Here is an 11810-nt window from a genome sequence, read left to right as displayed (position 1 = left end):
CTAGCAAGTAGAAAACATGCATGTTATCATTACACATCAAAGGACGTATAAAGGGGCTAAAATGGAAAGGAAATGAGGAATAATCTCAATAAAAAGAAATCGTAGTAGTGCTGAATTAAGATTTTATTTTCGTTCTTTTATTTGCTCTATCTTGTTGATTAAGATCCGAATAGCGATGCTATTGAATTCATGAAACGTGTGAGATAGCGTGGAGTGGGATTGTTATAATAGCCTATTTTGGTTGAGGCATAAATCATCCAAAGTCGTTTTCGTGCTCGAGAAAGAGCGACATAGAACTTGCGTGCGTCTTCTAATACCAGCTCTGGGTTATCCTTTATGAAGTAATTGGGATAGCGTCCTTCGGCTACATCATACACAATTACATTGTCAAACTCGAGTCCTTTTGCCTTATGAATGGTGCTGATAAAAATCTTTTCATGAATAATTGAACTACCACAAAGGTCGGCTTCTTTCAGAGTTGCAATTTCATTTACATGCAAAAACAACTGTTGCGCTAAACAATTCTCTGCGTGTTTGTCTACCATCTCATTCTCAATATAATTAAATACGTATTCGGTTGCACTCAAAGGCTTCATTATTTCTGCCTCAACCACTTGATTATAGAACCAAACAAGTTGCGAAATGAGGGCAGAAGATTGCGTTGTGTCTTGCTTTTTCCATAGCTCTTGCTGTGCCTGACGATAAATATCGCCATACAATCTCTTTAACTTTTGAACCTTTGCATCGACCTTTGGGTGGGCAAGGAACTCACTTTGCCCTTTTAACTTCTCTACGCTCTGTTGATAACAAAAATGCACCAATCCAACAGTGGCATGCACATCGGCATCGGCAAGGTGCGTGTTTTGCCCCTCAAGTTGAAACTCTTGCAACAAATTCTTGAGCTTATAGTTCTTCAAAGAGGGCTGAAGAAGGCGTGTAAGCTTTAATGTATCGATGTAAGAAGAATGCTTTTGCAAGAAAGTGTATTGAGGTAGATATCTTAAAAGATTGTTATAAAGAATTTGATAATCGTATGTTGCGTTGTGACCAACGAGCATTGCGCCATCAATATACTCCATAAAGCGAGCCAAAGCCTCTGCTGGTGTGTGCAAAGTGTGCTTTTTGATTTCTTCGATAAGTGGATTTTCGATGTCGCCAAGCATTGCAGGAATGGGTCGTTTGGTGTCGATAAAAATTTCGAAACGCTCGTTTTCGAGTACCTTTCCCTTTGCTATTTTCACGGCTGCAATCTGCACAATGTCGTCTTCTAACACGTTTAAGCCCGTTGTTTCGGTGTCGAACACCACCAAAGTGTCTTGTTCATAGTGGCGAACAAAGCGTTCAACGTAGGTTGAAGGCGCATCGTTTAGTAGGTCGGAAACGCTTATTGCCCGTTCATTTAACAAGCGAACGAAACGCTGAGAGGCTGCATTGGTACTGAAAATTTTGAGTCCTTTCAATATTCTCGACCACGCAATGAAATTGTGTTCATTAGCAATTACGCCTAAATGAGCTATTAACAACTTGACAAGTGGAGTGGAAAACAAATCTTGTCCCGACACTTTAAAATGCGGAATATGTTGAGTTTTCAACTCTTCGCTTATCTTATCGGCATCGGCATTCGAGCTAACTATAATCGAAGTGGTTTCGTTTGGGTGATCGTTGAGTAGTTTTTGAGCCAACAAGGCGGTGTCTCTTAGCTCCTCTTCTAACGTTCCTGAGGTGATAATCTTTAGTTCATCGCCTATTTGTTGGGTTTCTTTTAGGGTAGAAGGAAGTAACTCTGGGGCGATATGTAGCTGATGTTGGGCGAAGGTGTTGAGCACTTTTACCAAATAAGAGGGTGCTCGGTGGTTGGTGTGTAAATGGTAAATGTGCCCTTTGCAACGCTCTTTTAGTACTGAAAGAGTACTTAATTTGGCTCCCATAAACGAAAAGATGGCTTGCTGTTCGTCGCCTAAATACACCACAGAACGTTGCTCTTTGGTGGTGATGGCATCAATAATGGCCAATTGCAAAGCGTTTAAGTCTTGCACTTCGTCGATTTGTACCCACGAATAATGACGATATTCGTTGGCAGAAGGCGAGGTGTAAGCATTATAAGTGAGCATCAACAAGTCTTCGAAATCGTATAACTGATTCTCATTTTTATAACTTGCATAATAGTTGGCAATGTCTATTCGCTTGAAAAACGACTTTAACAGCTTTGCCATACCATAGTCGAACAGCGGATTTTCGAGTGCATCGGCATATCTTTTACTATGATCGAAGATGTCAATCATGGTCGAAGCGGAGAAGTTTATGCGCAATTGTTGGCACAAATAGCGCAATGCTGTGACGTCTTCGGCAGTGATACAATCGGGGTGAAGGCGCAATTCTTTGGGGTGATTGCTCTTTAATTGGAAGATGAAAGCGGCCAGTTGAACGCAAGAGAAATAGGAACGGCGGAGCGTTGGATTGCTACTTACGCCCTGTTCTTCCTGTTCTAAATAACCAGAAAGAATGGAGATTGCATCATCGTCGTCGATAATTGAGGAGCCAGCAGGGATGATATTCTCTTCGAAAAGAAACTTTGAACAATAACGATGCACGTTTCCTACAAACACTTCGAGGGCTTGTGGCAAGTCGATATTGCTCTGAATACGTTCTAACATGCCTCGTGCTGCTCGGTTTGTGAATGTTAAACAGAGCATATCTTGCGGACGAACACCATGTAAAAGTGCTTTTTGTAGACGCAAAGTAAGTATCTGTGTCTTTCCACATCCAGGCGGAGCAAACACCAAAGCGTCGCCTTCTTCGATGTCGATAACACGCTGTTGGTCGCTATCTGGTATGAAAGAAGTATTCATAGGCTCGAGAAATAAAATCTAATTGAAATGTATGTGTCTCTGAAAATCTATCTCATTGATTATCAGTGGTGGTGACTTCGCTCTGCAATAGCATTGAGTTGGCATTGCAAAAGCATTGATTTTGAAGCGTAAAAGAGGTGCTTTTGCCCCCTAAAAGCATTGCTATTGGAAACAAAATGCTATTAAGTTGCAAAACAGTAACTTTTCTTTCAAAAAATAAAAGGATGCAGTACAGCATTTTGTTGCACAGCATCCTTTTTGTTATTACTTACAGATTACCTCGCCAAAGAATGCTGGACAGTGGAAATCTGGATTGGGAAGTTCGATTGAATTCCATGAAAGAAAATGCGGTTTGGGTAGTTTGTCGCCACATTTATAGAAGTTAGCACGAATGGTTTGCGCATCTAACGAGGGTACATCGTGCTTAAAGAAGGTTGTGAAAGGAATAACCAAAGCAAGTTGCCACTGACCTGTTGCAGGCTTAGTGTCGAATGATTGGTCGCCTAATGATGACCAACGCTTAATTCCTTTCATCACTCCAACAGGCGCAAGTGTGCGATTTTCACGTCCACTTCCAAAGCCAACCAACACTGTTCCCGCACAGTTACACTCTATATTATAATAGGTACTGTCGGCAACAGGGGAACAGAAGAACTCGCAACAAGCATCTTCCCACACCTTGCCATTGTCTTCTTCGGCTACAGCTCGTATGTGTTCTTCTTCAACAACATAGTGAAGAAGAATGCTATTGCTAGTATAAGCCATTCTAAATTGTACGTTTGGAGCATAGGGAAACTCTGCTTTCCAATTGACACAATCGATGTTTTCGAATGGAATTTCATTCTGATCAAACAATGCTGGAATGTCTTTTGCATTGACATTGCTGAGGTCTAGTTTCTTAATTGCTAATTTCTTCATAAGTTTTAACTGCTTAGTGTTTTCTGTGTTTGTTGATAAAATCATCCATGGATGCCTTGTGTTCAAGCACACTATCATACAAAGCACGCTGATTAAGAGCACGCACAAGATTGTGATTTTCGTACTTCGTTTTGAAATAAACATCGCCATTGATATAGTCTGTCAAGAATCTTACACATTGCATGAATGGAAATAGCGACACAGCATACGACAAATTGCTAATCTCAACGTCTGTAAGAAAGTTGCCAGCACTTTCTAAATAGCCCTTAGTGAAGGCTTGGAAGATAGGCTCATTGAATCCTACTTTGCTTAAATCGGGTTCATCCTCTGCAACAAAGTTAGCTCCTGTACGCAAAAAGTCGCCATAATCAGAGAATACAAAGCTTGGCATTACGGTGTCAAGGTCGATAACACAAAGGATATTTCCTTGCTCATCAAAAAGCATGTTGTTTACTTTTGTGTCACAATGACAAACTCGTTTAGGAAGAAGTCCTTCTCTATAAAGCTGTTCTGCTTTACACATTTCATCTGCTTTGCTATGGATATAGTCTACAAGGTCTTGTACTTCAGCCAAACGTTGCTTTGGATTTGACTCGATAGCATCGTTTAACTGCTTCATACGGAATTCCATATTGTGGAAATCGGGAATGGTTTCGCCAAGTGTTTCGGGCACATCTACAAGATAGTTTTGAAACTCTCCGAACGCAAGTCCTGCATAATAAGCAGAATCTTCATCAACAGCTTCTTTGCTTGTAGCACCTTTTATAAACACAGAAATACGCCAATATTTCCCTTGTTCATCACAATAGTAGGTTTTTCCTTCATTACTTGGTACAAAAGAAAGAACCTTTCTTTCAAGGTCTTTTTCTCCTTTCTCTGTAAGTTTCTGACGTATATGCTTTGTAACAACTTCAATATTATGCTGAAGAAGATCTACATCTTGAAAAATATCATTATTGATTCGCTGTAGTACATAATTGGGAGTCTCATCGGAAATGGTTTCAACTAAATATGTATCGTTAATCAAACCATTACCTAAAGGCTTCACTTCTTGCACTTCTCCAGTAATAATGAAGTGAGATAAAATTGCATTAAAATCCATAATGTGATGTTCTTATATTTCGGTTTATAAAAAGACAAAGGGTAAGCGTAGCTTTTCTTACATAAAGAGTCTACGCATTACCCTCTGAATCTCTCTAATTTACTATTTCAGAATTATAGTGGTTTGTATTCAACAAATGCTTCCATCGCTTCGTAACAAGCCAAACCTAGCTTATCATAAAGCTCTGCTGTTGCTCTGTTTCGAGCCTCAGAACGTTGCCAGAACAATCTTTCATCGTTGCCAAGGAATGGTGCACTCTCCATCTGAGATGCGTGTTTAAGGATCGCATTGCGCTTTGCTCTAAGCTCTTCAGGGCTCATTGGCACACACATCTCAATGTTTTCGATTTCCCATTCAGCCCATGCTCCACGATACATCCATATTCTACAGTCATTAAGCCATGATGCATTTGCTTTCTTTTCCTCATCAACTGCAGCGAAAACAGCATTAGTACACTTTCTATGTGTGCCGTGTGGGTCTGCCAAGTCGCCTGCAACATAAATCTGATGTGGTTGTACTTCTTGTAATAAAGCTTGTACAATGCGCACGTCTTGCTCTCCCATTTCAAGCTTTTCAATCTTTCCTGATTCATAGAAAGGTAAGTCTAAGAAGTGTACATGATCAAGTGGAATGTCGTTAAATGTTGATGCTGTTCTTGCTTCTCCACGTCTAATAAGACCTTTTATGGTGAGAACATCACGTGTATCGAGGTCGCCTTCTTTCTTATTAGCTAGGAACTTTTTGATTTCTTGATACTTATTATTGATGACTTCGTCTTTACTATCAGCAAAAAGTTGATTGAATCCATTAATAAAATGCATGAAACGTGTCACTTCTTCATCACCAACTGCAATGTTTCCACTTGTTTCAAACACTACATGAACATCGTGTCCTTGTTGAACTAAGCGTCTTAATGTACCACCCATTGATATTACATCGTCGTCAGGGTGTGGTGAGAATACAATCACTTTCTTTGGGAATGGATTGGCTCTTTCAGGTCTATTGGTATCATCTGCATTGGGTTTACCACCTGGCCAGCCTGTAATTGTATGTTGAAGGTCATTGAATACCTTTATATTAGCATTGTATGCAGATCCATAAAGTGCCAATAATTCACTTAAACCATTCTCATTATAATCCTTATTAGTTAATTTCAACAATGGTTTATTTATCTTTAAGCAAAGCCAAACCAATGCAGAACGAACCAATTTGTCGGTCCATTCGCATGAAGAAACTAGCCATGGATGCACAATTCGTGTGAGTTGACCTGCCGCAGCCAAATCAACTACAACCTTAGTTGCATTGTGTGATTGTAAGAAAGAAGCGGGAACGCTGTCTATTATCTTTCCTTCTACAGTCTTTTGAATTATTTCTGCCTTCTCTTCTCCCCACGCTGTGATGAAAATACGACGTGAAGAAAGAATGGTTTCGATACCCATTGTAATAGAACAAGGTGGAACTTGCTCGTTATTTCCAAAGCTCATCGACATTTCTGAGCGTGAAGTTGCACCTACAAGGATTAAACGTGTAGGCGAAGTTAATGCACTTCCTGGTTCGTTTGTTGCGATATTACCATTTCTACCAATTCCAAGTAGCATAATATCAATACCACCTTGCTTCTGAATATTTTGCTCATAAAGACGGCAATACTGCTGAACTTCATCTTGAGAGATTGTTCCATCGGGTGCAAAGATATTCTTTTCTTCAATGTCGATGTGATCTAACAATCTTTTTCTTAATTGATTTAGAGTGCTATTTTGTGAGTCTTTATTCAATGGGAAGTATTCATAAGCATTGAAAACAATAACATTTTTAAAGCTTAGTCCTTCTTCTTTGTGACGACGAATGAGCTCATTGAATACTGGAGTGAGTGATACTCCAGTGCCAAGACCTAGCACACAGTGACGTCCTTCTTGGTATTTTTGTTTTATTTCTTGCTCTATTACGTCTACAATTGCTTGTGCTCCACGTTCAGGAGAAGTGTAGATATCTGTTGAGAGTTTCTCTAAACGGGTTATTTCAGAGCGTTCTACGGCAGTTTTTGGATTGTAGAATTCTTCAGGAACGCTGTTTAATGCGATCTGAGAACATAAATCTAATCTCATAATTATTTCCTTTCTATATCTTTAAAGTATTTGTAAGTTCCCACTTTTAATTCGTCTGTTGCAGCTTCATCACATACTATAATACCATGTTGATGTAGTTGTAGTGCGCTGATAGTCCACATTTGAGTTACAGGACCTTCAACTGCAGCTTGCAAAGCACGTGCTTTATTGTGACCATTTACTAGGATCAACACTTCACGAGCATCAAGAACAGTTCCCACACCCACTGTTAAAGCATTCTTAGGAACCTTGTTTACATCGTTATCAAAGAAGCGAGAGTTAGCTATTATCGTGTCACTTGTAAGTGTTTTAATACGTGTTCTTGATGAAAGAGAAGAGCAAGGCTCGTTAAATGCGATATGTCCATCAGGACCAATACCACCTAAGAACAAATCAACTCCACCTGCTTGACGAATCATTTCTTCGTATCTTGCACATTCTTCATCTAGGTTTTCTGCGTTACCATTTAAGATATGGATATTCTCTTTGGGGCAATCTATGTGATTAAAGAGATTGTTTGCCATAAAAGAATGATAGCTTTCGGGATGTGATTCTGGTAATCCACAGTACTCATCCATATTGAATGTCACTACATTTTTGAAAGAAACACGTCCTTCTTTGCACGCTTTTACAAGTTCTTTGTACATTCCTATTGGAGAAGAACCTGTGGGTAATCCCAATACAAAGCGGTGTTCTGGTGTTGGATTAAATTCGTTAATTCTTTTGATTACATACTCTGCTGCCCATTTCGAGAGCGCATCATAGTCTTTTTCTATAATTAATCTCATTTCGTTTATATGTTTTTATTGATTATTTTATTTATTGATTTGATCTCTATTTCATTAACAAATACGCAAATCTTGAGGCTTTATTGTACCCAAGTGTATATTAATTGTTACACACCTATTTATATATCATCTTGCACTTAAAATGCTTTAGTAATTGATGTGTTCAAGGGAGAAAAGCTGTCTACTATGTTTTTTCGACCTCTTTTCTCCCTTTCTTATACTTTTTTCAACGTATTTCTTTATACATTTCGTTGTTTCTTATTTTGTTAAAGACCACTCTGGCTTAGCTTTTTTGTCTTTCCATAGATGAGTTGCATAAACGTAATTATACAAATCATAGAAAGAAACGAAGCGTGTTAAGCGTTCTTTAAAACCTTCAAAGTTCTTTGGTTGAGTTGTCCATTGTACCTCTGCGAGAGCCGCCATACGTGGAAGTATCTGATATTCTGCAATATCTTTGCCTGCAATATACTCGGTCCAGAGGTTTGCTTGGACACCAAGAATATGCTTTCTAACGCTATCAGGCAATACACTTGGAGTTGGATTATAGTTGTAAACGTTTTCAACTGTAGACAAACCACCTATCAATCCTAATTTCTTTTCTTCTTTATCATCTGCTTGATAATAGTCGAAATAGTTGTGAGTGTTAGGTGTCATCACTACATCGTGACCCTTTAACGCTGCCTGAATACCTGGTTCTGCACCACGCCAACTCATTATTGTTGCGGTAGTTGAAATCTTTCCTTCTAGAATTTCGTCCCAACCCATGATGCTATGTCCTTTTGAATTGAGGTATTTCTCAATGCGGTTGGTGAAATAACCTTGAAAATGTTTAGCGTCAACGCCTTCTTCTTTCATCTTCTTTTGGCACAAAGGACATTGCTCCCACGCAACTGTTGGAGACTCATCACCACCAATATGAATCACTTTTGATGGGAAGATATCCATAATTTCATCGAGAACATCTTGCACAAAGGTGAAAGTTTTTTCTTTACCTAAGCACAATACATCTTGGAACACACCCCAAGAGCGTGCCACTTGATATGGACCTCCTGTACAACCCAATTCTGGATAGCATGCAAGAGCTGCCTTTGTGTGACCTGGAATATCAAATTCTGGAATTACAGTGATGTATCTTTGACGTGCATATTCTACGATCTCACGTGCTTGTTCTTGTGTATAATAACCACCATAAGGAACTCCATCGAACACTCTATCATTGCGTCCAACTTGTGTTCCTTGACGAATTGAGCCTTTTTGAGTTAGCTCTGGATATTTCTTTATTTCCAAACGCCAACCTTGATCTTCTGTTAAATGCCAGTGAAACACGTTCATGTTGTGCATAGCCAACAAGTCGATGTATCGCTTAACGAATTCTAATGGGAAGAAGTGACGTGCACAATCGAGCATCATACCACGATAACCAAAGCGTGGAGCATCGTCGATTACAACAGGAGAAAGTTCTATTGAGCTTGCAACTGTAGTGATTGTCAACGACTTGCGCAATGTTTGTACACCGTAGAATACGCCTTGTGCTGTTGCACCTTTAATAACTATGCCTTTTGAGTTCACTACAATTGAATAACCTTCGCTATTCTTTATTTTTGAATCGATTGCAAGAATGATAGACGATGTGCTCTTCTTTGAATCTACAGCAAGATTCAATTTACATGCATCTGCAATATATTCTTTCAAGAATTGCGCATTACGTCTCATCTCCTCACTATCATTTAAACTAACAATAGTTGTGCTTGCTGTTAGCATAAATGGCTTCGATTTAACTTGTTTGATTTCTTGTGGTTGAGGCACAACATTATAGTTGGCAACCAATATTTGTGCGAGCGAGTGACAAGGAATCATCGCCAATAGACAAAAGGGTGTAAATAGCTTCTTAAAAGTCATAGTTTTATGTTTTGTTTATTATTTTTACAAATATACTATTTTTTTTCTATTCAATGCCTAACCCTCAACTATTTTATGGCTTTTTTCACAAAAATCATCATAAATAAGTAATCCTTTTTCTCTCATAAATCAACGTCTAACATACTTCTACATTATTATATATAAATTTCAAGCATTATTCTACCAGAATAAAAAGCTTTTAATCAATAAAACAACAAAAGCCATAGCCCACTTTATACACTCATTTTATTGAACAATCACACCCTGTATATGATATTTTTGCAAAGGGTTGAAAAGTAAGAAGTAAGAGATAATAGCAAATGAGCAATGTTAACAGAAGTAAACAAGAAAGAAATCCAAAAACAAAAAGAATAGAACTTATTTTTATTAGCAGAAATACTATCTAAAAATCACACCGCCAAAACTATAACACTTTATCTTCCTTCCGTTCTTTCCGCTCATCCTTTTTATCCTAAAAACCTTCTTTTCTTTATCCACCCTCACCCCCTATTGCTCTATAAATCTTTTATTTATAGCAAAACAATTCATCATCTTCAACTTTCTTTCTTATTTCTTTCCCATTACAAAAGCATTGTTATTTGCCTACAATAGCTATGCTTTTACATTGCAATTGCATTGCTTTTACACACCAAAAGCAATGTTTTTCTCTTCCTATTTCAATACTTTCAAAACTCCATCTTACCATCTTTATCTTACAACACCCATTCGTTAACATTGGTTATTTTTGCGAGATATTTTGCAAACATTATCTAATTTAATAATCAATTCTTATCTCTCTTCTCTCTATAAAAATCGATTAAAGTGGGCAAAACTACCGTTTTATCTCAAAAAAAATATGTAAGTTTGCACATTATTATATAAAGCAAGCAGCTGAATGAAAGAATTTGTTATATCAGAAGTAAAGGCAGAAACTGCGGTTTTGGTTGGCTTAATAACCAAAGAGCAAGACGAAAATAAAACAAAAGAATATCTCGACGAGTTGGAATTCTTAGCAGATACAGCAGGAGCAATAACTGTTAAGCGATTTACCCAACGTGTTCAAGGTCCTAATTCGGTGACCTATGTGGGCAAAGGAAAGTTAGAAGAGATTAAAGAATATATCGTTTCGGAGGAAGAAGCCGAGCGACCTGTCGGTATGGTGATATTCGATGACGAGCTAAGTCCTAAACAAATGCGCAACATCGAGAATGAGCTGCAAGTGAAAATACTTGATAGAACATCGCTTATTCTAGACATTTTCGCTATGAGAGCGCAAACAGCTAACTCTAAAACACAAGTAGAGCTTGCTCAATATCGTTACATGTTGCCTCGTTTGCAACGCCTTTGGACTCACTTAGAGCGTCAAGGTGGAGGCTCAGGAAGCGGTGGTGGAAAAGGTTCTGTGGGTCTTCGTGGACCTGGAGAGACGCAGTTAGAGATGGACCGACGTATCATTTTGCAACGCATTTCGCTATTAAAAGAGCGTTTAGTGGAGATTGATAAGCAGAAAGTTACACAGAGAAAGAATCGTGGAAGGATGATTCGTGTGGCACTTGTGGGCTACACCAACGTGGGCAAGAGTACGCTTATGAACCTTCTTTCGAAGAGTGAAGTGTTCGCAGAGAATAAACTTTTCGCAACATTAGATACCACTGTGCGTAAGGTTGTCATTGAAAATCTACCTTTCTTGCTTGCTGATACGGTTGGATTTATTCGTAAATTGCCCACCGACTTGGTCGATTCTTTCAAGTCAACTCTCGACGAAGTGCGTGAAGCCGACCTGCTTGTACATGTGGTAGACATATCACATCCTGAATTTGAAGACCATATTCGTGTGGTGGAAAGTACGCTTAAAGACCTCGATGCTGCCGATAAGCCCTCAATTATGATATTCAACAAAATCGATAATTATCGCTGGGTGGAGAAAGAAGAGGACGATTTGACCCCTCAAGGCAAAGAAAACATATCGTTAGAAGAATTGGAACGCACTTGGATGGCACGTCTAAAAGACGATTGTGTTTTTATTTCTGCAAAAGAAAATACCAACATCAAAAAGCTAAGAGAGGATCTTTATGCTCGTGTTAAACAGCTACATGTGCAAAAATATCCTTACAACGACTTCTTATACAACATCGAAGAAGAATGA

The 11810-nt window shown here is 38.7% G+C and carries 7 protein-coding genes; 1 reads left to right on the top strand and 6 read right to left on the bottom strand.

Going from position 1 to position 11810, the window contains the following annotated elements:
* Window positions 1-158: 158 nt before the first annotated feature.
* From HMPREF0669_RS08745 to HMPREF0669_RS08720, 6 genes are all read right to left on the bottom strand, one after another.
* Window positions 159-2849: a 3'-5' exonuclease gene (locus HMPREF0669_RS08745; RefSeq protein ID WP_009227825.1), complete on the bottom strand. Its 2691-nt coding sequence runs from the start codon at window positions 2847-2849 to the stop codon at window positions 159-161.
* A 264-nt stretch (window positions 2850-3113) separates the two neighbouring features.
* Complete coding sequence (locus HMPREF0669_RS08740) at window positions 3114-3767, bottom strand: carbohydrate-binding family 9-like protein (RefSeq protein WP_020967373.1); 654 nt, start codon at window positions 3765-3767, stop codon at window positions 3114-3116.
* Between the two features lie 13 nt (window positions 3768-3780).
* Window positions 3781-4869, bottom strand: coding sequence for a phosphotransferase enzyme family protein (locus tag HMPREF0669_RS08735; protein ID WP_009227827.1), 1089 nt, complete (start codon window positions 4867-4869; stop codon window positions 3781-3783).
* 113 nt (window positions 4870-4982) lie between these two features.
* On the bottom strand, window positions 4983-6974 hold the full coding sequence (locus HMPREF0669_RS08730) for a glucosamine-6-phosphate deaminase (RefSeq protein ID WP_009227828.1): 1992 nt from the start codon (window positions 6972-6974) through the stop codon (window positions 4983-4985).
* Between the two features lie 2 nt (window positions 6975-6976).
* Window positions 6977-7762 carry a glucosamine-6-phosphate deaminase gene (nagB, locus tag HMPREF0669_RS08725; protein ID WP_009227829.1) on the bottom strand — a complete coding sequence of 262 codons (786 nt, stop codon included), beginning with the start codon at window positions 7760-7762 and terminating at the stop codon, window positions 6977-6979.
* 258 nt (window positions 7763-8020) lie between these two features.
* Window positions 8021-9664, bottom strand: a complete 1644-nt coding sequence (locus tag HMPREF0669_RS08720; RefSeq protein WP_009227830.1) for a beta-N-acetylhexosaminidase — start codon at window positions 9662-9664, stop codon at window positions 8021-8023.
* Between the two features lie 895 nt (window positions 9665-10559).
* On the opposite strand from HMPREF0669_RS08720, the gene hflX reads away from it, so the two are divergent.
* The gene (hflX, locus tag HMPREF0669_RS08715) at window positions 10560-11810 is read left to right on the top strand and encodes a GTPase HflX (RefSeq protein ID WP_009227831.1); all 1251 of its coding nucleotides are present in this window, start codon (window positions 10560-10562) and stop codon (window positions 11808-11810) included.

This window comes from Prevotella sp. oral taxon 299 str. F0039 (assembly GCF_000163055.2).
GTDB lineage: Bacteria > Bacteroidota > Bacteroidia > Bacteroidales > Bacteroidaceae > Prevotella.
Note: the sequence above shows the minus strand (reverse complement) of the source record. Positions and strands in the feature narration are given on the sequence as shown.

Bases quoted from the DNA above. Each gene is read 5' to 3' on its own strand.
- HMPREF0669_RS08720 (WP_009227830.1), bottom strand. From the start codon at position 9,664: ATGACTTTTAAGAAGCTATTTACACCCTTTTGTCTATTGGCGATGATT.
- HMPREF0669_RS08730 (WP_009227828.1), bottom strand. From the start codon at position 6,974: ATGAGATTAGATTTATGTTCTCAGATCGCATTAAACAGCGTTCCTGAA.
- HMPREF0669_RS08735 (WP_009227827.1), bottom strand. From the start codon at position 4,869: ATGGATTTTAATGCAATTTTATCTCACTTCATTATTACTGGAGAAGTG.
- nagB (WP_009227829.1), bottom strand. From the start codon at position 7,762: ATGAGATTAATTATAGAAAAAGACTATGATGCGCTCTCGAAATGGGCA.
- HMPREF0669_RS08740 (WP_020967373.1), bottom strand. From the start codon at position 3,767: ATGAAGAAATTAGCAATTAAGAAACTAGACCTCAGCAATGTCAATGCA.
- hflX (WP_009227831.1), top strand. From the start codon at position 10,560: ATGAAAGAATTTGTTATATCAGAAGTAAAGGCAGAAACTGCGGTTTTG.
- HMPREF0669_RS08745 (WP_009227825.1), bottom strand. From the start codon at position 2,849: ATGAATACTTCTTTCATACCAGATAGCGACCAACAGCGTGTTATCGAC.